Below are 23,172 nucleotides of genomic sequence, written 5' to 3' on the forward strand. Positions count from 1 at the left end.
GGTGAGGCGTCGCATGGTTGATCACGAGGTGGACACCGCCGCGGGGACCGCGGTGGTCGACGCCGATGCGATTGACCGGCGGGGCAGCCTCGGACCAGCCTCCGACGGGGTGCTGGCCCGGGTCCGCAATGGCCTCGGCGAGCTGACCGGCGCGTTGCGCCGGGTCGCCGAGCACGTGCTGAGCGACCCGGAAGCCGCCGCCCGAGCCACCATAGTGGAGCTGGCCGAGCGCAGCGGCACCTCACCGGCGACCATCACCCGCTTCTGCCGGGCGATGGGCTTCGAGGGCTACGCCGACCTGCGGCTGGGCATCGCCTCCGAGACCGGCCGGGCGCGCTCGGCCGGCTGGACCATCGACATCGGCCGGGAGATCCAGCCGAGCGACCCGCTCGCCCGGGTGCTCGGCCAGATCATGGCCGCAGACACCCGGGCCATGCACGACACCGCCACCCTGCTCGATCTCGCCGAGGTGGAGCGGGCGGCGGTGGCGATCGCCGGCGCCAGCAGGGTGAACATCTTCGGCGCCAGCGGCAGCGCGTTGGTCGGTGAGGAGATGCAGTTCAGCCTGCACCGGATCGGCGTGGCCGCGTGGGCCTGGAACGACGTGCACGAGGGGCTGGCCAGCGCCGCGCTGCTGCGCGCCGGAGACGTGGCGCTCGGCATCTCACACACCGGCCAAACTCGGGAGACCATCGAGATGCTCGCGGAGGCGGGCAGCCGGGGTGCCACCACCATCGCCCTCACCGGCTTCCCCCGCTCACCGCTGGCCGAGCTGGCCGACATCGTGCTGCTCACCGCCAGCCAGGCGACGACCTTCCGGCCGGACGCGCTCTCGGCCCGGCACCCCCAACTGGTGGTGCTCGACCTGCTCTACATCGCCGTCGCCCAGCGCACGCACGACCGCGCCCACGCGGCCTTCCGGCGTACCGCGCAGGCCGTCGACGGGCACAAGGCCGCGAAGGGAGCCCAATCATGATCAGCGCCCAGGGGTACGCGGACGCGGTCCGTCCGGTGCTCGACCGGCTGCTCGACTCCGAGGCCGACGGGATCACCCGGGCCGCCGACCTGATCGCCGACAGCCTGCGCGCCGGCGGTGTGCTCCAGGCGTTCGGCGCCGGGCACTCCGAGGCGTTCGCCGCCGAGCTGGTCGCCCGGGCCGGCGGGCTCGTCCCCACCAACCGGCTCTCGGTGCGGGACCTGGTGGTGCACGGCGACGCCCCGCGCGACGTGCTCGCCGACCCCAAGCTGGAACGCGACCCCTCCATCGCCCACCAGATCTACGCGCTCGCGGCGCCACAGCCGCGCGACGTGTTCGTGGTGGCGTCCCAGTCCGGCATCAACGGCTCGGTGGTCGAGCTGGCGGCGCTGGTCACCGAGCGCGGTCACCCGTTGATCGCGGTCACCTCGGTCGAGCACACCGCACGGGTCGCCCCACGGCACCCGTCCGGCCAACGGCTCGCCGACCTCGCCGACGTCGTGCTGGACAACGGCGCGCCGTACGGCGATGCACTGCTGCCGCTCGAGGGCGGCGGCGCGGTCTGTGCGGTCTCCTCGCTCACCACGGCGCTGCTGGCGCAGCTGCTGACCGCGGAGGTCGTACGACGGTTCCACCAGGCCGGAGAGGTGCCCCCTATCTACCTCTCCGCCAACGTCCCCGGTGGGGACGAGCACAACATCGCCCTCGAGTCGCGGTACGCCGGGCGTCTCCGGCGCACCGCCTGACCCGAATTCCACAAGGAGAGACGACGATGTCGATTACCCCTGAGCACCCTGCCGCACTAGACCGTCGCACGGTGCTGCGTCGCGCCGCCGCCGTGGGCATGCTCGCCACTCCGGCCATCGGTCTGCTCAGCGCCTGCGCGACCAGCAGCGGTGACAAGGAGAACGAGCAGGTTGCCGGCGGCACCAAGAGCGCGGCCAACCCGTTGGGCGTCAAGGAGGACGCCCCCATCGAGGTGATCATCTTCAACGGTGGCTACGGCGAGAAGTACGCCACCGACGTGCACGAGCCGCTCTACAAGAAGGCGTTCCCCAAGGCGGAGGTGAAGCACCAGGCCACCCAGGCCGTCTCGACGGTGCTCCAGCCGCGCTTCGCCGCCGGCAGCCCGCCGGAGTTCGTGAACAACTCGGGCGAGAAGCTGATGGACTTCGGCGCGCTGGTCGCCGACGGTCAGCTCCAGGACCTCACCGAGCTGTGGGACGCCCCGTCGGTCGACGACCCGGCCAAGAAGGTCCGCGACACCGTGGTGCCCGGCACCATCGAGGCGGGCTCGTTCAACGGCAAGCCGTTCGTCCTGTACTACGTCTCCACCGTCTTCGGCATCTGGTACTCCGGCAAGCTGTTCAAGGACAACGGCTGGGCGCCGGCGAAGACCTGGGACGACTTCATCGCCCTGCTCACCGCCATCAAGGCCAAGGGCATCACGCCCTACGGGTACGCCGGCTCGAACGCGGCCTACTACCAGTGGAACGTGATCCTCACCCAGGCCGCCAAGATCGGCGGCACGGACGTGCTGAAGAACATCGACAACCTGGAGGACGGCGCCTGGAAGCAGGACGCGGTCAAGCAGGCTGCCACGGCGTGGGCCGAGGTCGGCGCGAAGTTCAGCGACAAGAGCTTCGAAGGGCTCAAGCACACCGACGTGCAGCTGCGGCAGAACCAGTACAAGGTGGCCATGTACCCCAGCGGTGACTGGCTGGAGGGTGAGCAGAAGCAGGACACCCCGGCGGGCTTCGACTACCAGCTCATGCCGGTGCCGAGCCTGACCGCCTCGGACAAGTTGCCGGCCACGGCACTGCGCGCCACCGCGGGTGAGGGCTACTTCGTCTCGGCGAAGAGCAAGAACCCCAAGGGCGGCCTGGAGTACATGCGCCAGATGCTGTCCAAGGCGGGTGCGAAGGGCTTCACCGAGGTGGTCAAGGCCCCGACCGTGGTCACCGCCGGTTCGGAGGGCTTCGCCTTCCCGCCGGGTGTGGCCAGCTCGCAGGCCGCGCTCAAGGCGGCCGGTCAGGACGTGTTCAACCTGTACTTCGACGGCTGGTACAAGGAGCTCGACACGGAGGCGCGGACCGCCACCAACGAGCTGATGTTCGGCCGGATCAACGCTGACGCCTTCGTGGAGCGGATCCAGAAGCGCGCCGACGCGATCAAGAAGGACAGCTCCGTTACCAAGTTCAAGCGTTGATCGATCGGAGCTAGGGTCATGCGGCACGGCAAGTATCCATTCGTGATCGGGTTCCTGTTCGCCCCGGTCGCGCTGTACGTGACCTTCGTGATCTGGCCGTACGCGCAGGCGTTCCAGATCTCGATGACCAACTGGCGGGGGCTGTCCGCCCCGCAGTGGGTGGGCTTCGACAACTACCGGAGGCTGCTCGACGACGGGGCCTTCTGGAAGGCGGTCCAGCACCACGGCGTACTGCTGCTTGCCCTGCCGCTGATCACCATTGCCATCGCGTTGTTCTTCGCCTTCCTGCTCAACGTGGGCGGCAAGAGCAGCGGGGGGCAGCGCCAGGGGGTCTGGGGGGCGAAGTTCTACCGGGTGGTGTTCTTCTTCCCCCAGGTCCTCGCGGTGGCCATCATCGCGGTGTTGTTCCAGATGGTGTACCGGCCGAACGAGTCCGGCCTGATCAACGGCGTGCTGATGAAGCTCGGCATGGACCCGATTCTTTTCCTGGTCCGCCCGAACCTGGCCCTGTGGTCGATCATCGGGGTGCTCGTCTGGCAGGCCGTCGGCTTCTACGTGGTGCTGTTCTCTGCCGGGATGGCCTCCATCCCGGGTGAGATCTACGAGGCCGCGGAGATGGACGGGGCGACCAAGGTGATGCTGTTCTTCCGGGTCACCCTGCCGCTGCTCTGGGACACCCTCCAGGTGGCCTGGGTGTACCTCGGCATCGCGGCGTTCGACGCGTTCGCCATCGTGGCGGTGCTCTCGGTCGATGGTGGCGGCCCGGACGGCGCCACCACCGTGCTGGCCATGGAGATCTACCGCAACGCGTTCGTCTACTCGAAGTACGGCTACGCCTCCGCGATGGGCGTGGCGCTGTTCTTCCTCACCCTCACGTTCGCGGCGCTGACGCTGCGGCTCACCAAGCGGGAAAGTGTGGAGTACTGATGAACCCGCAGTCGACGCTGCCGCCGACACCGGCGGCCCTACCGCCGAAGACCGGCGACCCGGACGCGACCGGCCGGCGGGGGCGAAAGGGCCCGCGCTCGGAGGTACGGCTCTTCGCCGGTATGGGGCACATTGCGCTCGCCGTCTGGGCGGTGATCGTGATCGTGCCGATCCTCTGGACCTTCCTCGCCGCGTTCAAGAACACCAGCGAGATCTTCAGCAGCCCGTGGACGCTTCCGGCGGAGCTGCGCTGGGAGAACTTCGGGCGGGCCTGGACCAAGGCGCACGTCGGCCGATACTTCCTCAACAGCGTCATCGTGGTCTCGTGCAGCACGTTCCTCACCATGCTGCTCGGCTCGATGGCCGCGTACGTGCTGGCCCGCTACAAGTTCTGGGGCAACCGGGCGGTCTACTTCCTCTTCGTCTCCGGGTTGGCGTTCCCGGTCTTCCTCGCCCTGGTGCCGCTCTTCTTCGTGGTGAAGAACCTGGGTCTGCTGGACACCCACACCGGCGTGGTGCTGGTCTACACCGCGTACTCCTTGCCGTTCACGGTGTTCTTCCTGGCCGCGTTCTTCAAGACGCTGCCGTCGTCGGTGGCCGAGGCGGGAATGATCGACGGCTGCGGGCACACCCGACTGTTCTTCCAGGTCATGATGCCGATGGCCAAGCCGGGCCTGATCAGCGTGGCGATCTTCAACATCATCGGTCAGTGGGCGCAGTACCAACTTCCCCTGGTGCTGCTCTCCAACGCCAAGGACAAGTGGGTGCTCACCCAGGGCATCGCCGACATCTCGGTCAACGCCGGTTACGAGGCGGACTGGTCCGGGCTGTTCGCGGCGCTGACCATCGCCATCCTCCCGATGATCATCGTGTACGCGGTCTTCCAACGGCAGATCCAGGCCGGCCTGACCTCCGGTGCGGTGAAGTAGACAAAGGACACCCGCACCGCAGGGGCCCCTCGGTCGACGAGGGGCCCCTGCGGTCATCTCTGCTGCGGGCGCTCGTCGGCGTGGGTGTGCCACGAGTGCCAGAGATCGGCGTACGCCCCGCCGGCCGCCACCAGGTCGTCGTGGCTGCCGATCTCGGTGATCCGACCGTCCGCCAGCACCGCCACCCGGTCGGCGTCGTGCGCGGTGTTGAGCCGGTGCGCGATCGCGATGACGGTCCGCCCGACGAGCACGGCGGCCAACGCCCGCTCGGTACGACGGGCCGTGGTCGGATCGAGCGCCGCGGTCGCCTCGTCGAGGATCAGCGTGTGCGGGTCGGCGAGCACCAGCCGGGCCAGCGCGAGCTGCTGCGCCTCGGCCGCGCCGAGTTGCCGGGCCCCGTCGCCGAGCGCGGTGTCCAGGCCGTCGGGCAGCTCGGCATACCACTCGGCACCCACGGTGACCAGCGCGGAGCGCATCTGCTCGTCGGACGCGTCGGGCGCGGCGAAGGACAGGTTGTCGCGTACCGAGCCGATGAAGACGTGGTGCTCCTGGGTGACCAGGGCGATCCGGCGACGCCGCTCGGCGGGGTCGAGATCGGTGACCGGGCAACCGCCGATGCTGACGACGCCGTCCCGCGGTGCGTCGATCCCGGCCAGCAGCCGGGCCAGGGTGGACTTGCCGGCACCCGACGGACCGACCACGGCCAGCCGTTCACCGGGCTGCACCTCCAGATCGATGCCGTGCAGCACGTCCTGCCCGCCGGTGTAGGAGAACCGCGCCCCACGCACCACGAGCCGTTCTCCCCGTGACGTTGCCGTCGTGCCGGGCGGCTCCGGCGGGACCAGGCCGACGCCGAGCACCCGGGCGTACGACGCGAAGCCACGCTGGGCCTGCTCCGTCCACTGCAGCAGCCGGTCCATCGGGTCGATCGCCTGTTGCAGGTAGAGCGCGGCGGCGATCACGGAGCCGAGCGAGACCATGTCCCTGGAGAGTAGATTGCCGCCGACGAGCAGGACCAGGGCGATCGGCAGCGGATAGCTGGCCTCGACGACCGAGAAGAACACCGTACGTAGCGCGAGGGTCGCCCGCCGGGCGCGCCACACCAGGGCGATGCGGGTGGTGCCGTGCCGAATCCGGTCGTCGGTCAGCCGCAGCGCCTCCACCGTGCGGGCCCCCTCGGCGGTGGTGGTCAGCGTCTCGGTCAACTCGGCCGACACCGCGCCCTCGGTGAGGTATGCGGCGCTGGCCCGACGCAGGTACCAGCGGGTCACCGCGATGATCGACGGGAGCCCGGCCAGCGCTGCCAGCCCGAGCAGCGGATGCAGCAGGAAGACCGCCCCGAACAGCAACGTCAACTGCACCGAGGCGATGACGATGATGGGCACCACGTCCCGGACGGTGGTCCCGACGGTCGCCACGTCGACCGAGCTGCGGGTGGCCAGGTCCCCGGAGCCGGCGCGCTCGACGACCGAGACCGGCAGCCGGAGAGTCCGGGAGACGAACTCCTCGCGCAGTTCGGCGACGGCCCGCTCACCGAAGCGGTGACCGGCGTACTGGGCGTATCGGGAGAGCAACGCGCTGACCAGGACGCAACCGGCGATGGCCAGCGCCAGCCTGTCCACGGTGGCCACGCCCGCGCCCGCGGTGACCCGGTCGACGATGGTGCCCAGCAGCCACGGCGGGGCGAGCCCGGCGACCGCGGCGGCGCTGTGCAGCGCCAGCACGATCCCGACCGCGCGCCGATGCCGGCTGATCATGTCTCGCAGGGCCCGGCGTACGTGGCCGCGGTCGGCCACCGGCAGCCGGCTCACCGGTACGCCCCCTCGGTGTCGGCGGGCTGCTCCAGGTCGGGATCCTCGCTGTCACGGGCCACCAGGTGCCGGTAGTCGGCGTCCTGGTCGAGCAGGTCGGCGTGGCTGCCGGTGGCGGTGATCCGTCCGGCGCTCAGGTGTGCGACCAGGTCGGCCCGGCCGAGCAGCAGCGGCGACGTGGTGATCACCACGGTGGTCCGCCCGGCCCGTGCGGCACGCAGCCGCTCGGCGATCCGCGCCTCGGTGTGCGCGTCCACCGCGGACGTCGGGTCGACGAGGATCAGCACCTCCGGCTCGGTGTGGAGCGCTCGGGCCAGGCGTACCCGTTGGCGCTGACCTCCGGAGAGCGTCCGACCTCGGGCGTCGATCGGGGTGTCCAGCCTGGCGGGCAGGGCGTCGACGACGTCCTCGGCCGAGGCGACCCGCAGTGCGGCCCCGATCCGGTCGTCGTCGGCGTCAGCCCCGTGCAGGATGTCCCGCAGAGTTCCGGCGAAGAGGTACGAGTCGTGGTCGGCCACCAGGATCCGGGCCCGGACCTCGTCCAGGGCGACCCCGGTCAGCGGCACACCGCCCCAGGTCGTCTCGCTCACGACGTACCGGCCGAGCCGGTCGGCCAGGGCCACGGCCGCTGCCGGGTCGTCTGCCGCCACCCCGGTCAGCCGGCCGGCGCGCACGGTCAACCCGGTCACCGGGTCGTGCAGGTCGGCGGGGCCGGTCGGCGCGGCCAGAGCGCCCGGCCGGCGTGCGTCGGGCACGGAGCCCGGCCACCGACGGCCCGGGCCGCCGACATCGTCCGGGCTCACGGTGAGCAGGTCGGCGATCCGTCGGGCGGCAACCCGACCTCGGATCAGCTGGTAACTGCCCTCCATCAGAAACCAGACCGGCACGATCAGGGTCGCCACGTAGCCGTAGACGGCGACCAGCTCACCCACCGTGACGTCACCGCTCACCGCCATCCGAGCCGTCAGCCACACCACTGCCGCCAGGAACAACCCGGGGATGGCGACGGTGGCCGCGTCGATCCAACTGTTGACCGCGCCGACCCGGTAGCCCTCGGCGCGCAGGTCCTGGGACCTGGCCGCGTACCGCCGCGCGAACAGGTCCCGGCCGCCCACCCCGGCGAGCACCCGCAGCCCGGCCACGATGTCGCCGGATCGGGCGGTGAGCGCGCCCTGCTGCCCGCGGTAGACCGACTCCGCCCGTTCCAGGCGGCGCAGCAGCGGCCCGACGACCAGCCCGACCAACGGCACTCCCACCAGCACGCAGAGCGCGAGCATCGGGGAGATCGACCAGAGCACCACGGCGATGACCCCGTACGCGACGACCGCGCCGACACCGGGCCCGGTCAGCGTCAGCACCTCCGCCGTCCAGTTGATGTCGGAGCCGCCGACGGTGGCCACCTCGCCCGAGGCGACCCGGCGTGGCAGCGCGGCGCCGATCCGGGACAGGTGGCGCAGCAGGACCTCCGCCGAGCGGGCCTTGGCGTCCTCCCGGATGAACGTCATCGTGCGGTGCCGCATGGTGCCCACGACTGACAATGCCACTCCCGCGACGACGATCGCCGCGACCCAGAGCGCCAGGGCCCGGGTGTCGCGGGCGCGCAGCCCGTCGTCGACGGCGCGGGCGATCAGGTAGGGCCGTGCCGACAGCCCGACCATCCAGACCGTCCCGAGCAGGCTGCCACGCAGCACCCGCCAGGGTTGGCAGCGGACCAGCCACCACATGTATGGCATCGGACCCCGGGTGTCCGGAGTCCCAGGTTCGGAATGCGGGATCTGCGGAGGCACCCGATCACGCTATCGGTCCGCTCCGACACCCACCGACCCTCCAGCTGTAAGGTGCGCCTCCTTTCCTGTCGGAGGGGAGAGGCAGAATCACGTTCGTGCTGGTGGCAGTGGTGTCCGACGAGCGGGGTGGGGGAGTGCTGCGCCCACTGGACGCCGCCGGCGGGCCAGCCGGCCCGACCGAGGTCGTCACCGACCTGATCGCCGCGGTCGCCGCGCGCGAGGCCGCCGAGCACCCGCGCTGGGTCTGGTCGGCCACCGCATCCGTCTACCCGGCGCTGCTGCGTGCCGGCGTCCGGGTCGACCGGTGCCACGACGTGGAGTTGACCGAGGCGCTGCTGCTCGGGCACGCCGGCCGCTGGGGCGAGCCCCGCTCGCTGGCCGCCGCCTGGGCCCGGCTGAGCGGCGCGGCGGTGCCGCCCGACCCACCGCCGCGCGCCGCCGCGCCGCCCGGGCACGGCCAGGGCGCGCTCTTCGACACGATGCCCGGCCCGCCGGGCCCGGGCATCGAAGCCCTGACCCAGGTGTACGCCGACCAGCTCGCCCGCACCGCTGCCACCGAGCATCCGGGCCGGTTCCGGTTGCTGGTGGCCGCCGAGTCGGCCGGCGCGCTGATCGCGGTGGAGATGGGCGTCGCCGGGCTGCCCTGGCGTGCCGACGTGCACGACGAGATCCTCAACGAGTTGCTCGGCGAGGCGTCCCCGGTCGGTGGCCCGCCGCGCCGACTCGCCGAGTTGGCCGCCCGGATCGCCGACGCGTTCGGCGTGCGCCGCCTGCACGCCGACTCCCCGGCAGAGCTGTTGAAGGCGTTCGCCCGGGTCGGGGTGGAGCTGCCCAGCACCCGGGCCTGGGTTCTGCGCGGGGTGGACCATCCGGCCGTGCCACTGGTGTTGGAATACAAGGAGATCTACCGGATCTGGACGGCGCACGGCTGGTCCTGGCGCGAGCAGTGGGTGCGTGACGGCCGGTTCCAGCCGGAGTACGTGCCGGGCGGGGTCGTCTCCGGCCGATGGGCCACCCGGGGCGGTGGCGCTCTGCAGATTCCCAAGGTGATCCGGCGTGCGGTGGTGGCCGATCCGGGCTGGCGGTTGGTGGTGGCCGACGCCGGTCAGTTGGAGCCTCGGGTGCTCGCCGCGGTCTCCGGCGACGCCCGGCTCGCGGCGGCGGGCGGTGCCGGCGATCTCTATGCCGCGCTGGCCCGCGACTCGTTCGGCGGCGACCGGGCCCGGGCCAAGGTGGCCCTGCTCGGCGCGATGTACGGGCAGACCGGCGGGGCTGCGGTGCCCGCGTTGGCGGTGCTGAAGCGCAGTTACCCGACGGCGTTCGGTTACGTCGAGGCGGCGGCGCGCACCGGTGAGGCGGGTGGGCTGGTGCGGTCGTGGCTGGGGCGGACGTGCCCGCCCGGTTCGGCCGGCTTCGGTGATCCCGACGATGCGCCGTCCGACCCGGATGGGGCTGCCGACCCGCACAGTCCCCGGGCCCGTGCCGCGCGGTCCCGGGGGCGCTTCACCCGCAACTTCGTCATCCAGGCGACCGCCGCCGAGTGGGCGTCGACCCTGCTCGCCACGCTCCGGGCGGAGCTGGCCGGCACCGACGCCGAGCTGGTCTTCTTTCAGCACGACGAGGTCGTCGTGCACTGCCCCGCCGTGCAGGCCGACGCGGTCGCCGCAGCGGTCAGCCGCGCTGGCGACCGCGCCACCGCACTGCTCTTCGGTGACACCCCGGTCCGCTTTCCGTTGGACCTGTCCATCGTCGACTGCTACGCCGACGCGACCTGACCGGCGCAGTGTCCGTGCCCGGAGGTGCCGGGCATATAACGGTTGCGCTATTTCTCCTTTTCGCACCGCCACCCTCGGCCGGCCGTCCTCGTTGCAGTGTCCGTAGGAAGGGATCGACCGGTCACGGTCGGTGCCGTGCTGGAGGGGGCGCAGCTGAACCGGATCGCAGGAATGATCATCGCCGCGGGCGGGGGACGACGGATCGGTGGTCCCGAGGCGCTGCTGCACCAGGGTGAGAAGCCCCTGGTCAACCAGATGATCGACACGATGACCGAGGCGGGCTGCGAGCAGATCGTGGTCGTGCTGGGTGCCGCCGCCGATCAGGTCCGGGAAACCGCTGATCTGGGCAAGGCCACCGTAGTGATCAACAAGGCGTGGGGCACCGGGGTCGGTTCGTCGATCCGGGCCGGCCTGGCCGCCATGGACGACGAGGGGATCGAGGCGGTGGTGGTCGTCCCCGTCGACATGCCGGGCCTGACCGCCGTAGCGGTCCGCCGGGTGGCCGCGCTGCCGTACCCGGACGTGCTGGTCTGCGCCACCTACGACGGGTTGCGCGGCTACCCGATGCTCTTCGGCCGCCGGCACTGGCCCGGCATCGCAACCCTGGCCAGCGCCGACGTGGGCGCCCGGCCCTACCTGCTGGCGCACAAGGACCAGATCGTCGACATCGCCTGCGACGCGGTGGCCGACGGCAGCCGGGTCGACACCCCGGAGTTGATGGCGCTCTACGGGCTGACCGTCCCGCCGCAGCGGGTGGGCGTCTAGTCAGCTGGTGTCACATGGGTAGGCGCCCACCCCTCGCTGCCTTTGCTCTGCTTCAACCCACGCAACACCGCGCGTCCGATATCCGAACACCGAGTGTTGCGTCCGTTGAAGCAGAGCAAAGGCAAACCGACCACCCCTGCCCGCCGGCCGAGGTGCGGTTACTCCGAGGCCTGGTCCAGTTCGCCGGTGGCGGCGAGCCGCTGGTACCAGTGGGCGCTGTCCTTCCAGGTCCGGACCTGGGTGTCGTAGTCGACCCGGATGATCCCGAAGCGCCGGTCGTAGCCGTAGCCCCACTCGAAGTTGTCCAGGAGCGACCAGACGAAGTAGCCGCGGACGTCCGCACCCTGCGCGCGGGCGTCGGCCATCGCGCCGATGTGCCGACGCAGGTAGTCGATCCGCCGGTCGTCGTGGATCCGGCCGTCGGCCGACACCACGTCGTCGAAGGCCGCACCGTTCTCGGTGATCATCATCGGCTGGCTCGGGTACTCGCGGCGCAGGCGCAGCAGCAGTTCGGTCAGGGCCGGCGGGTCGATGTTCCACCCCATCGCCGTGTGCGGGCCGGGCTGCGGCAGGAAGTCGACGTTGTCGGCGGCGACCCACGGCGTCGAGGTGGAGGCGCCGTGCCCATCGGCGTCGGAGCGGGCCGACACCCCGTCCCAGGCCTGGACCAGGGTGCTTGAGTAGTAGTTCACCCCGAGCACGTCCAGCGGCACCGCGATCAGTTTCTCGTCACCGTCGCGGACGAACGACCAGTCGGTGACAACTGCGGTGTCGGCGAGCAGGTCGGCCGGGTACGCCCCGTCCAGCATCGGGCCGAGGAACGCCCGGTTGGCCAGCGCGTCGATCCGCCGTACCGCGTCCTGGTCCGCGTCCGAATCGGACGCCCCCCGGATGACGTGCAGGTTCAGCGTCACCGACAGCTCGGCGGCCGGGGTCAGCTCCCGGACCACCCGGCCCGCCAGGCCGTGCGCGAGGTTGAGGTGGTGCACCGCGGCCAGCGCCGCCGCCGGCTCGGTTCGACCCGGCGCGTGCACCCCGGAGGCGTAGCCCAGGTACGCCGAGCACCACGGCTCGTTCAGCGTCGTCCAGGTGTGCACCCGGTCGCCCAGCGCACCGACGATGCCCGCCGCGTACTCCTGGAAGCGCAGCGCGGTCTCCCGCGCCGCCCAGCCGCCGCCGTCCTCCAGCTCCTGCGGCAGGTCCCAGTGGTACATGGTTGCCACCGGGCGGACGCCCCGGTCCAGCAGACCGTCCACGAGCCGGGAGTAGAAGTCGATCCCGGCCTGGTTGAACCGGCCCGAGCCGCCCGGCTGCACCCGCGGCCAGGAGATGGAGAACCGGTACGCGCCGAGCCCGAGGTCGGCGATGTGCCCGAGGTCGTCGGCCCACCGGTGGTAGTGGTCGGCCGCCACGTCACCGGTGTCGCCGTTCAGCGTCCGGCCGGGCGTGTGGCTGTACGTGTCCCAGATGGACGGTCCGCGCCCGTCTTCGGTGACCGCGCCCTCGATCTGGTACGCCGCCGTCGCCGAACCCCAGACGAAGCTCTCCGGGAAGTGGTGTTGCGTCATCGTTCCGTCCCCTGGATCTCGCAGATGTAGCCCGTCGAGGTGCCGGCGACCAGTTCGGCACTGGCCGTCCCACCCTCGTAGCGCACGTCGAACTCGGCGCCCGGCCCGTCCCCGGGTGACGGTACCCGTACCCGGGTCCGCTGCCCCTCGGCCGGTGCGTACAGCCGTAGCCGTACGTTGTCGGCCCATTCGTAGTCCGGTCGGTCGTCGCGGGCACCGAACGGGATGACCGCGCCCGGCCGTGCCAGCACCGGCAGGCTGTCGAACCCGTGCTTCTCGGTGACCCACGCCGGGCCGGTGACCTGCGCGCCGGTGACCAGGTGCGTCCAGGTGCCCGCGGGCACGTAGTAGGTGACGTCGCCGTCAGCGCTGAGCACCGGAGCGACCAGCACGTCCGGGCCGAGCATGTACTGCCGGTCCAGGTGCGCGGCGGTCGGGTCGTGCGGGAACTCCAGGATCATCGGCCGCATCATCGGCGTCCCGTCGCGGTGCGCCTCCTCGGCCGCGACCGCCAGGTACGGCATCAGGCGGAGCTTGAGCTGGGTGAAGTGCCGCAGCACGTCGACGGCCTCGTCGTCGAATGCCCACGGCACCCGGTACGAGCCCGAGCCGTGCAGCCGGGAGTGCGAGGAGAGCAACCCGAAGGCGGTCCACCGCTTGAACACCGCCGGGTCGGGGGTGCCCTCGAAGCCGCCGATGTCGTGGCTCCAGTAGCCGAAGCCGGACGCCGCCAGGGACAGCCCGCCGCGCAGCGACTCGGCCATGGCGACGAACGTCGACTCGCAGTCGCCGCCCCAGTGCACCGGGAACTGCTGCCCGCCCGCCGTCGCCGAGCGGGCGAACAGCACGGCCTCGCCCTTCCCGCGTTCGGCCTCCAGCAGCTCGAAGACCGCCTTGTTGTAGAGGTACGAGTAGTAGTTGTGCATCCGCTGCGGGTCCGAGCCGTCGTGCCACACCACGTCGGTCGGGATGCGCTCACCGAAGTCGGTCTTGAAGCAGTCGACGCCCATGTCCAGCAACGCCTTGAGCTTGCCGGTGAACCAGCGCACCGCGTCCGGGTTGGTGAAGTCGACCAGCGCCATGCCGGCCTGCCACTTGTCCCACTGCCAGACCGATCCGTCGGGGTTGCGGACCAGGTAGCCCGCCTCGCGGCCCTCCTCGAACAGGTACGAGCGCTGCGCGATGTACGGGTTGATCCAGACGCACACCTTCAGGTCGCGCTCGTGCAGCCGACGCAGCATCCCCTCGGGGTCGGGAAAGGTCGCCGGGTCCCAGACGAAGTCGACCCAGTGGAACTGGCGCATCCAGAAGCAGTCGAAGTGGAACACCGACAGCGGCAGCCCCCGCTCGGCCATCCCGTCGACGAACTCGGTCACCGTCTTCTCGTCGTACGAGGTGGTGAACGAGGTGGACAGCCACAGCCCGTACGACCAGGCGGGAACCCGGGCCGGCCGGCCGGTCAGCGCGGTGTAGCGGCGCAGAACGTCCTTCGGGTTGGGCCCGTCGATGACGTAGTAGGTGAGCGTCTGCCCCTCGACGCTGAACTGGGTCTGCGTGACGACCTCGGAGCCGACCTCGAACGACACGTGCTCCGGGTGGTCCACGAACACCCCGTAGCCGGCACTGCTGAGGTAGAACGGCACATTCTTGTACGCCTGCTCGCTGGCGGTGCCGCCGTCGGCGTTCCAGATGTCGACGGTCTGGCCGTTCTTGACGAACGGGCCGAAGCGCTCGCCCAACCCGTACACCGTTTCTCCGACGCCGAGGGCGAGCCGCTCGTGCACGTGCCGGCGGCCCTCGGCGTCGGTGACGACGCCGACGCTGCGCGCGGTAGACGCGGTCACCAGCCGATCGCCGTGCAGGAAGTCGACCCGCCACCCGTCGATGAGCGCGACCCGCGCGGTCAGCTCACCGGTGGTCAGCGTGGCGCTGATCCCGGTGACGTCGACGGTGACCGGGTGCGTCTCGTCGGTGCTCAGCCCGAAGTGGGGCTCGCGGGGCAGCCCGCCGGTGTGGTGGGCGATGGTCACCCCGATGACGCCGGGGGCGGGGGAGAAGAACCGGACGGTGACCAGGGGCCGGTTGAGGGTGTCGCCGCGTCCGGTGATCTGACCGGTCGGCGCGAAGACGGTGAAGCCGCGCTCGTCCGGCTCGACCGACTCCACGGTGCCGGGACGCAGGACGTTGACACCGGGGCGCAGTTGCCAGTACCCGTCGGTGAACTTCACTTCTCGGCTCCTGCCGTGATGCCGCGCGCCAGGGTGCGCTGGAAGATGAGGAAGAAGAGGATGGCCGGCACCAGGCTGATCAGCGCCCCGGCGTTGGTGGTCGGAGCGTCCATCAGCCGGTCACCCTGCAACGACGCGAGCGCGACCGGGATGGTCTGCGTCTGGTTGTCGATCAGCATGACCAGCGGGATGAGGAACTCGTTCCACGTCCAGATGAAGAAGAAGATGAGCAGCACCGCGAGGGTGGGCCGCAGGTTGGGGAACACCACCCGCCACAGCACGGTCCACTTGCCGGCGCCGTCGAGCGCGGCGGCCTCCAGCAGCGAGCGCGGGAACGTGCCCATCACCGAGGCGAGCAGGTAGGTGCCGAACGCGCTCTGGATCACGGTGAAGATGATGATCACCGCGAGTCGGGTGTTGTAGAGCCCGACCTCCTTGGCCACGTAGTACAGCGGGTAGATCAGCGCCTCCTGCGGCAGCATGTTGGCCAGCAGGAAGAGACCGACGATCCAGAGCCGGCCGCGAACCCGGCCGATGCCCAGGGCGTACGCGTTGAGCAGTGACACGACGACGCCGAGCACCGCCACGGAGCCGGCGATGAGGGCCGAGTTCCAGAGCTTGAGCGGAAAGTTCACCTCGGTCCAGTACGTCCGCAGACCCTTGGTGTAGAACTCCGTCGGCCAGCTCAGCGGGCCGCCCGACGAGTAGTCACCGGGCGACTTGAACGCGTTGAGCAGCATGAACGCGAACGGCACCAGCATGACGAGAGCGCCGAGCGTGACCAGGGTGAGCACGACCCAGCGGCTGACGCCGCGGTGGTGCCGATCGCGGACGGGCCGGCGCGGCGCCACCGGCGCGCTGGTCGGTGTGAGCGTGACGGCCATGTCAGATCCCCCGGTCCCGGCGCTCGCTGCGGGCCTGCATCCAGATGAAGACCACGGCCACCACGATGATGATCAGCGTCAGCACCGTGGAGATCGCGGAGCCGTAGCCGACCTGGAGCTTCTTGAAGAACGTGTAATAAGCGAAGTAGGACGGCACGTTGGTGGCGTTCTCCGGGCCGCCCCGGGTCAGGGCGAAGATCGGCCCGAACACCTTCAGCGCGGCGATGGTGCAGGTCAGGGCCACCACGAAGGTCTCCGGCCGGATCTGCGGGAGGGTGATCGCCCGGAACCGGTGGAGCCAGTTCGCGCCGTCGACCTCGGCGGCCTCGTACAACTCGGGGTCGACCCGCTGCAGCGCCGCCATGAAGACGACCACCGGGTAGCCGATCTGCACCCAGATCATCACCGCCATCACGGCCGGCAGTGCGGTGTCCGGGTCGCCGAGCCAGTCGTGGCGTAGCGCGCCGAGGCCGATCGCGTCGAGCAGGCTGTTGAACGCGCCGTCAGGGCGCAGGATCCAGCCCCAGACGATGCCGGCCACCACGACGGGCAGCACCTGCGGGAGGTAGAAGGCGGCCCTCAGCGCGGCGGCGGTGCGAGGTTTGAACCGGCGGCCGATGACGTCGAAGAGCACCGCGGCGAGCACCAGCCCGAGCAGGGTGGGCACCACCACCATCGCGACGAGCATCGCGACGGTGTTGCGGAACGACGCCCAGAACACGTCGTCGTGCAGCAGCTGCTGGTAGTTGTCCAGGCCGACCCAGGTGGGGTCGCCGATGCCGGACCACTTGGTCAGTGACAGGTAGAGGGTGCCGATCAGCGGTGCGCCGATGACCAGGATGAAGAGCACTGCCCCGGGGAGCAGGTAGAGCCAGTACGCCGCGTTGCGGCCGCGACGTCGGCGGCTCGGCACGGGCGGGGTGGGGGTCGCGGCCGGCGATGTGGCGGCGACGGTCTCGGAGACTGCCATGGAAGATCCTTCCCGGCGGGGCGGGCGGGCGCGCCGGTCGTGCCGGTCGCGCCCGCCGCTCGCCGTCTCACTTGCCGGTGATCTCCTTGACGCCATCGGCGTACGGCTTGGCGATCGAGTCGAGAACCTGGTCGGGCGACTTGGAGCCGTTGATCAGGCCCTGGAAGCCGGAGACCAGCACGTCGTAGTAGCCGGGGACCGGCCAGTCCGGGTAGAAGGCGAGCCCGTCCTGCTTGCTGACTGTGTTGAAGTCCTCGATCAGCTTGCGGTCCTTCGCATCGCTGATCTTCGCCGGGTCAGCGGCGACCGGGACACCACCGTTGTTGCCGATCAGGTCCTGGATCTCCGGACGCAGGGTGATGTCGATGAAGTCGTACGACAGGCTCTTGGCCTTGCTGTTCTCCGGGACCACCCAGAGGTTGCCGGAGGAGCCGGCCTGCAGGGTGTTGCCGGGGAAGAGGAAGGTGTCCCAGTTGGCCTTCATCTCGGTCTTGAAGCGGCCGTACCACCAGCTGCCCGAGACGATCATCGGAACCTTGCCGCCGATGAACGCGGTGCCCATGTCCTCGGCCTTGAGGCTGGCCGAGTCCTTGGCGACGTAGCCCTTCTTCACCCACTCGGCGAAGGTGTCCGCGCCGTACTTCAGCGGGTCGGCCTTGAAGTCCACCGGGTTCTTGTAGAGCTGGTAGTTGTCGACGAACTGCCGGTCCGCCTTGGCCAGGGCCAGCTGGTAGAAGAGCTGACCGGCCGGGTACTCGGCGCCGGCCATGCCCAGCGGGGTGACGCCCTTGCCGACGAAGGTGTCCATCGCGGCGGTCATCTCGGGCAGGGTGGTCGGGACCTTGACGCCGTTCTGCTGGAAGACGTCCTTGTTGTAGTAGACCGTGACGTACTCGCCGTAGTTCGGCACGCCGAACCATTTGCCCGAGCCCATCACGCCCTTGTCACTGTAGCGGGCGGTGGTCTGCAGGCTGGGGCTGAGCTTGCCGGCCCAGCCGCGCTTGTCGGCCTCGGCACTCAGGTCGGCGAGCAGGCCCTGGGAGGAGAGCAGGCCGGCGGTCGCGTTGCCCTTGTTGTACTCCATGATGTCCGGGCCCTCGGACGAGTTGATGATCATGCCAGCGTTCTGCTGGATCTGCTCGAACGCCTTGCGCTCGAAGCGCACCTCGACGCCCGGGTGCTCGGTCTTGAAGATCTCGATGGCCCGGTTCCAGGCGACCCCCATGGCGCTGTTCTCGCTCTCGTAGTGCCAGAGCTTGAGGGTCTTGGCCCCGCTGTCGTCCCCGCTGTCACCACCGCCGCAGGCGGCCATGGAGGTCGTCGCGGTCGCCGCCAGGGCGATCGCGGCGACGAGCCGGCGGAATCGCTGCATTAGAATCCTCCTCGTTGAGTATCGAGCCGGTACTTCACTGGGCCCGTCGTCGCGTTGCCGCGCGGCGGCGGGCTGTCTTCGCTGGTCAGCCCCCGTCGGTCGACGGTGGATCGGCGATGGTCACTGCCGGCCGCCGGGGCACGGCGGTTGATCCCCGGATCTCCAGCGCGCACGGCAGCAGTTGCTGGTGGCGGTGGTCGCCGGGGCCGTCCAGATGGCGCAGCAGCGCCTCGATCGCGATCCGGCCGAGGGCCGAACCGGGTGACGTCATCGCGGTCAGCGCCGGGGTGGCCAGCTCGGCGACCTGCGGCGAGGTGACCATCGAGACGACGGAGACGTCGTCGGGCACCGACAGCCCGCGGCCGGTCAGCTCGCCGAGGATGCCGAAGATCGCGGTCTCGTTCATGGCCAGCACGGCCGTCAGCTCCGGGGCCTGCGCGAAGGCGGCGGCCAGGGCGGCACGCCCGCCTGCGGCGCTGTCCTCGGCCGCGATCATCACCGGGTCCAGGCCGTGCCCGGTCATCGCCGCGACGAAGGCGTCACGGGTACGCAGCGCGGGCCCGTAACCACTGGCCAGCGTGGCAGCCGAGTGGTTGACGTAGACGATCCGCCGGTGCCCGAGGCCGACCAGGTGCGCGACGGCCTCCCGTACGGTCTGGTCGAAGTCGATGTCGACGTAGGAGAGCGTGCTGGTGTCGCCGGTGCGGCCGATCAGCACCAGCGGCACGCCGGTCTCCTGGAGCACGGTGACCCGTTCGTCGGCCAGCTGGACCTCCATCAGCACGACGCCGTCGAGCATCCGCTGGCTGGCCAGCCGACGCAGGTCGTCGAGGTCGCCGCCGCCGACCGGCGAGAGCACCAGGTGATAGCCGGCCGCGCTCGCCGCGGCGGCGGCACCGGTGACGAAGGCCGTCTCGGTGGCGCCGAGGCCCCGTTCGTCCATCGGCATCAGCAGGCCGAGGATCCGGCTGCGCCGGCTGGCCAGGCCGCGGGCCATCGCGTTGGGCTGGTAGTCGAGCTCGGCCATCGCGGCGAGCACCTTGTCCCGGGTGGCCTGGGAGATCGGCCGGGTGCCGGTGAGCACGTACGAGACGGTGCTGACCGAGACGTGCGCGAGGCGGGCGACGTCGTGCATGGTGGCCACCGCGTACCTCCTCCGGCCAGCCGTGGGATCGCTCCCGCTGATGATCGTCGAAACGCTTCGACGAAGCGGTTCGACAGACGCTAGGCCACCTGTTACGGCGCCGTCAATAGCCGATGTCGAAAAGAAGTCGGTGCTCCGCGCGTGCCCTCGGGCGGGACGACAGCATGATCGCGCTCGATCCCGGAAAGAGTCCCCTCGTGGCCGCGCGGAGACCACAACATCCAGGATCAAGCGCGATCTTGAGGGGAGGGGGAGGGGTGAGGCGAGAGCGGGGGCGGGGTGTGGCGTGGTTGTTCAGGGTCTGGCGCGTCAGCGCAGGTCGAACAGGGCGGCGGCGCTGTCCCAGCAGACCGCGCGCAGCCAGTCGTCGCCCAGGTCGAGCCGGGCCAACCCGGTCAACTGGTCGGCGTACGGGTAGGGGATGTTCGGGAAGTCGCTGCCGAGCAGCACCTTGCCGGCCAACCCCAGCTCGCGCAGCCGGGGCAGTTCATCGGCAGGGAACGGGACGAACTGGTCGAAGAAGGGCGTGAACGCCATAGTGGTGTCCAGCCGGACCTGCTCGTACGCCTCGGCGAGGTCCAGGAACGCCCGATAGTCCGGAGCGCCGAGGTGCGCCACCACGGCGGCCAGCCGGGGATGGCGGGCGAGCAGGGCGGCGAACTGCTCCGGTCCGGTGTGCGACGTCCCCACGGGTGCGTGGCCGGCGTGCACCACCACCGGCACACCCGCGTCGGAGAGCATCCCCCACACCTCATCGAGCGCCGGATCGGTCGGCGGGAAGCCACCGACCTGCACGTGCACCTTGAACAGCCGGGCCCCGCCGGCCAGCGCCGCCTCGACGTACCCGGGCGCGTCCGGCTCGGGGAAGAAGGTGGCCGAGGGCAGACAGCCCGGGGTGGTCCTGGCGAACTCCAGCGTCCACCGGTTCAGTTCCGCCGCCATGCCCGGTCGGTGGGGGTACGCCAGTGCGCTGAACGCCCGTACGCCGAGCCGGTGCAGGTACGCGACCCGCTCGGCATCGCTCCACCGGTACCGGATCGGCCACTCGGTGCCGACCAGTGGCCCGGCAGCGTCGAAGTACGCCCATACCCGGCGGAGCAGGCGCGGCGGCAGGAAGTGCACGTGCACGTCGGCCAGCCCGGGCAGCCCCAGCGCGCGCCAGAACTCCGGCACCCGCGCGTCGGCGGCTGGCGGTGGCTCCGGCGCCGGCTCGGTCATATGTCGATGTCGAACCGGCTCAGCACCGAGGGCGCGATCAGGCCGACGGTGGCGAGCGCCGAGACGACGGTCAGCGCGATGCGCACCCCGACCACCTCGGCCTTGCTGCCGACGCGCAGGGCGATGCTGTTCGGTAGGCCGACCATCATCCACATGCGTCGTTTGATCGGGATCGGCCAGAGGATCGGCACGCCGGCTCGGGTGATCATGTCGCCGATGATGTGCACGAAGCAGCCCACCCCCACGGCGGTGCCGATGAGGGGATAGCCGCGCCCGCCCGGGAGGTTGACGAAGGTGAACCACGCCGCCCCGGCCGACGCGAGGGTCACGATCACCCAGCCGGCGCGTTCCGCCCATTTGTCGAACAGCCCGCGCAGGGCGAGGCCGAACATGAAGAACAGGATCGTGATCACCGCCCACTTGCCGTAAGCGGCGCAGAGCGCGGTGGTGCCCCAGCCGACGAGCACGGTGAACGGAAGCGTGTGGGTCAGCGTCCGGTGCCCGTTGTTGCGGCGCGGGTCCTTGCTGAGCTTCGTGGCGTAGTAGACCCCGAGTGAGATCTTTTCCATCACCTCGGCGGCGAAGAGCGAGAAGACCCCGAAGGTGCGGGCCACGGTGGCCCCGCCCTGGTTGCGGGTCACCTTGCCCGACATGTCGAGGTCGGGAAAGAGCGCGCCACCGGCGCACACCGCGGTGCCCACCGCCAACGCGAGCGGTGACTGGTGGTAGTCGGCGAACTGGTCCAGTGCCCAGGACCCGGCCAGCCACACCGCCGCGCCGGATAGCGCGTGCGACGGTCCCATCATCTCGGCTCACCCTCCCCAGGGATCTTGAGCGCCCAAAGCTACGCCACTGTAGTCAGCGTCGGCGCCGCAGGGGCATCACCCAAAGAGTCCACATCGGACGGCGTCACAGGGCGGGGGTGAAGCTCTGCCGGATCATCGGCAAGTATGCCGCGTTGACCTGCCAGTCGAACTCTTTTGTCAGCCACGAGACGGTGTAGGACCGCTCGGCCGACGTGTTGGTCAGCAACCGGAAGCTGTGTACCTGCTCGCCGGCGGCGTTCTCCCAGCTGCACTCCCAGACCGCGCCACCCTCGAAGATGTCCATCGCGGAGATTTCCACCTTGCGGTAGCCCGGAAGCAACGCGTCGCCGGTGGTGAGTCGCGCCTCCTCGGCCTTCCAGTACGCCACCGGGTCGGCCCGCTCCGGCCCCGCCTCGACGCTCAGCACCCGGGCCCCGTCGAGCTCCCGGAAGCAGGTCACCGCGCCCTCGGTCCAGCGTGCCCAGGCCACCGGCGCGGCGATCCGAAAACCGGTCGGGTCGTCGTGCCAGGTCCAGCCGGCACGCAGCCGGTACCGTGCGTCGGCCGGCGGCGACACCGACGCCACCGGCGTGGCCGCTGCTGGCGGAGGCGCCGCGCAGGCGAACGCGGCCGGCCGGGCGGTCAGCGCACCGCCACCGGAGCCGGACGGTGGTGTCCGCTCGTCGGGTCGGTCGACCAGCGCCAGCGTGATGCCTCCGGCGACGAGCAGGGCGGTGGCCGCGCCACCGAGGGCGATCAGGCGTCGACGCCTGCCGGGGCGGCTCGCCGGCTGCCCGTTCGGCGGCGCCGGATCGACCGGCGGGGCCTCCGGGTGGGGCGCCACGGCACGGCCCGCGTCAAGGACCGCCGCCACCGCCGAGGACCGGGTCGGCGCGGCGGGCTGGCTGGGGTCCGCCGCGGCACTGCTCAGTAGCGGCTCCGCCTCGGCGGCGGTCAACCGTCGCCAGGGGTCGCGCTGCAACAGGCCGGTGAGGACGGGACGCAACGGCCCGGCGCGGCGCATCGGGTCCGGTGGTTCGGTGGCCAGCGCGCTGAGCGTCGCCATCGCGCTCGACCGGGCGTACGGCGACTTCCCCTCGACCGTCGCATAGAGCGTCGCGCCGAGCGACCACATGTCGGTGCGCGGATCCGACACTCCTTCGCGGGCCCGCTCAGGGGCGACGAACTGCGGTGAGCCGAGCACCGTGCCCGGCCCGGTCATCGCACCTTCGCCACCGTCGAAGGTGGCCAGCCCGAAGTCGGTGAGCACCACCCGCCCGTCGTCGGCCACCAGCACGTTGTGCGGCTTCACATCGCGGTGCAGCACCCCGGCGGTGTGCGCGGCCCGCAACGCGGCGAGCACCGCCAGCCCGATCCGGGCCGTACGCTGCGGGCTCAGCGGCCCCTCGGCGCCGATGATCTGCTGCACCGAGCGGGACCGCACGTACTCCATCACGATCCATGGGCTTTCCCGGTCGTGCACCACGTCGTAGATGCGGACCACGTTGGGGTGGTTGAGCCGCGCGGCGGTGCGTGCCTCGCGCAATGTCCGCAGCCGCAACTCCGCGCGTTCGGCCTCGGCCAGCCAGGACGGCGGGACGACCTCCTTCACCGCGACGTCGCGGTGCAGCATCTCGTCGCGAGCAAGCCACACCCGGCCCATTCCGCCGGTGCCGACCAGGTCGAGCAGCCGGTACCGACCCGCGATCAGCAACTGCTGCACGGTCGCTCCCCCTCGGTCACCCCGAGTTACACGATAGCCACCGATGCCGGCTTTCTCATCCGCTGAGCGGTCTCGATCCA

General features: G+C 70.8%; 18 protein-coding genes. 7 read left to right on the forward strand and 11 right to left on the reverse strand.

Features of this window, described 5'->3' with window-relative positions; genetic code table 11:
* Window positions 1-13: 13 nt before the first annotated feature.
* The 5 genes from ABZS37_RS00290 to ABZS37_RS00310 are packed head-to-tail and all read left to right on the forward strand — an operon-like array spanning window position 14 to window position 5,041.
* Entirely contained in the window at window positions 14-976 is a 963-nt protein-coding gene (locus ABZS37_RS00290) for a MurR/RpiR family transcriptional regulator (RefSeq protein WP_355164620.1), read from the forward strand.
* The gene (locus ABZS37_RS00295) at window positions 973-1,722 is read left to right on the forward strand and encodes an SIS domain-containing protein (RefSeq protein ID WP_354992497.1); all 750 of its coding nucleotides are present in this window, start codon (window positions 973-975) and stop codon (window positions 1,720-1,722) included. The genes ABZS37_RS00290 and ABZS37_RS00295 overlap by 4 nt, the downstream gene beginning before the upstream one ends.
* Window positions 1,723-1,748: 26 nt before the next feature.
* Entirely contained in the window at window positions 1,749-3,185 is a 1,437-nt protein-coding gene (gene ngcE, locus ABZS37_RS00300; protein ID WP_355164621.1) for an N-acetylglucosamine/diacetylchitobiose ABC transporter substrate-binding protein, read from the forward strand.
* A gap of 18 nt (window positions 3,186-3,203) precedes the next feature.
* Window positions 3,204-4,112 (forward strand): sugar ABC transporter permease, encoded by a 909-nt coding sequence (locus ABZS37_RS00305; protein WP_355164622.1) that lies wholly within the window; start codon window positions 3,204-3,206, stop codon window positions 4,110-4,112.
* Complete coding sequence (locus ABZS37_RS00310; protein WP_355164623.1) at window positions 4,112-5,041, forward strand: carbohydrate ABC transporter permease; 930 nt, start codon at window positions 4,112-4,114, stop codon at window positions 5,039-5,041. Before ABZS37_RS00305 ends, ABZS37_RS00310 begins: the two co-directional genes overlap by 1 nt.
* A gap of 53 nt (window positions 5,042-5,094) precedes the next feature.
* Here ABZS37_RS00310 and ABZS37_RS00315 read toward each other — a convergent pair whose 3' ends face one another.
* Entirely contained in the window at window positions 5,095-6,798 is a 1,704-nt protein-coding gene (locus tag ABZS37_RS00315) for an ABC transporter ATP-binding protein (protein ID WP_355165066.1), read from the reverse strand.
* Window positions 6,799-6,848: 50 nt separating this feature from the next.
* Entirely contained in the window at window positions 6,849-8,585 is a 1,737-nt protein-coding gene (locus ABZS37_RS00320) for an ABC transporter ATP-binding protein (protein ID WP_355164624.1), read from the reverse strand.
* 119 nt (window positions 8,586-8,704) lie between these two features.
* On the opposite strand from ABZS37_RS00320, the gene ABZS37_RS00325 reads away from it, so the two are divergent.
* A complete protein-coding gene (locus tag ABZS37_RS00325; protein ID WP_355165067.1) occupies window positions 8,705-10,414 on the forward strand; it encodes a bifunctional 3'-5' exonuclease/DNA polymerase in 1,710 nt (569 codons plus the stop codon).
* 171 nt (window positions 10,415-10,585) lie between these two features.
* Window positions 10,586-11,179 (forward strand): nucleotidyltransferase family protein, encoded by a 594-nt coding sequence (locus ABZS37_RS00330; protein ID WP_354992520.1) that lies wholly within the window; start codon window positions 10,586-10,588, stop codon window positions 11,177-11,179.
* A 158-nt stretch (window positions 11,180-11,337) separates the two neighbouring features.
* On the opposite strand, the gene ABZS37_RS00335 is transcribed toward ABZS37_RS00330, so the two are convergent.
* The 9 genes from ABZS37_RS00335 to ABZS37_RS00375 form a co-directional block, all read right to left on the reverse strand.
* Entirely contained in the window at window positions 11,338-12,747 is a 1,410-nt protein-coding gene (locus ABZS37_RS00335) for a GH1 family beta-glucosidase (protein ID WP_355164625.1), read from the reverse strand.
* The gene (yicI, locus tag ABZS37_RS00340; protein WP_355164626.1) at window positions 12,744-14,975 is read right to left on the reverse strand and encodes an alpha-xylosidase; all 2,232 of its coding nucleotides are present in this window, start codon (window positions 14,973-14,975) and stop codon (window positions 12,744-12,746) included. Before yicI ends, ABZS37_RS00335 begins: the two co-directional genes overlap by 4 nt.
* A complete protein-coding gene (locus ABZS37_RS00345) occupies window positions 14,972-15,859 on the reverse strand; it encodes a carbohydrate ABC transporter permease (protein ID WP_355164627.1) in 888 nt (295 codons plus the stop codon). The genes yicI and ABZS37_RS00345 overlap by 4 nt, the downstream gene beginning before the upstream one ends.
* 1 nt (window position 15,860) lies before the next feature.
* On the reverse strand, window positions 15,861-16,829 hold the full coding sequence (locus ABZS37_RS00350; protein ID WP_355164628.1) for a sugar ABC transporter permease: 969 nt from the start codon (window positions 16,827-16,829) through the stop codon (window positions 15,861-15,863).
* Between the two features lie 67 nt (window positions 16,830-16,896).
* The gene (locus ABZS37_RS00355) at window positions 16,897-18,201 is read right to left on the reverse strand and encodes an extracellular solute-binding protein (protein ID WP_355164629.1); all 1,305 of its coding nucleotides are present in this window, start codon (window positions 18,199-18,201) and stop codon (window positions 16,897-16,899) included.
* A gap of 85 nt (window positions 18,202-18,286) precedes the next feature.
* Window positions 18,287-19,336: a LacI family DNA-binding transcriptional regulator gene (locus tag ABZS37_RS00360; RefSeq protein WP_355165068.1), complete on the reverse strand. Its 1,050-nt coding sequence runs from the start codon at window positions 19,334-19,336 to the stop codon at window positions 18,287-18,289.
* A gap of 318 nt (window positions 19,337-19,654) precedes the next feature.
* On the reverse strand, window positions 19,655-20,563 hold the full coding sequence (locus ABZS37_RS00365; RefSeq protein ID WP_355164630.1) for an amidohydrolase family protein: 909 nt from the start codon (window positions 20,561-20,563) through the stop codon (window positions 19,655-19,657).
* Window positions 20,560-21,369: a metal-dependent hydrolase gene (locus ABZS37_RS00370; protein ID WP_355164631.1), complete on the reverse strand. Its 810-nt coding sequence runs from the start codon at window positions 21,367-21,369 to the stop codon at window positions 20,560-20,562. The genes ABZS37_RS00365 and ABZS37_RS00370 overlap by 4 nt, the downstream gene beginning before the upstream one ends.
* 103 nt (window positions 21,370-21,472) lie before the next feature.
* A complete protein-coding gene (locus tag ABZS37_RS00375) occupies window positions 21,473-23,092 on the reverse strand; it encodes a protein kinase (protein WP_355164632.1) in 1,620 nt (539 codons plus the stop codon).
* Between the last annotated feature and the right edge of the window lie 80 nt (window positions 23,093-23,172).

It is taken from the genome of Micromonospora sp. NPDC005413 (assembly GCF_040606435.1).
Classification (GTDB): domain Bacteria; phylum Actinomycetota; class Actinomycetes; order Mycobacteriales; family Micromonosporaceae; genus Micromonospora.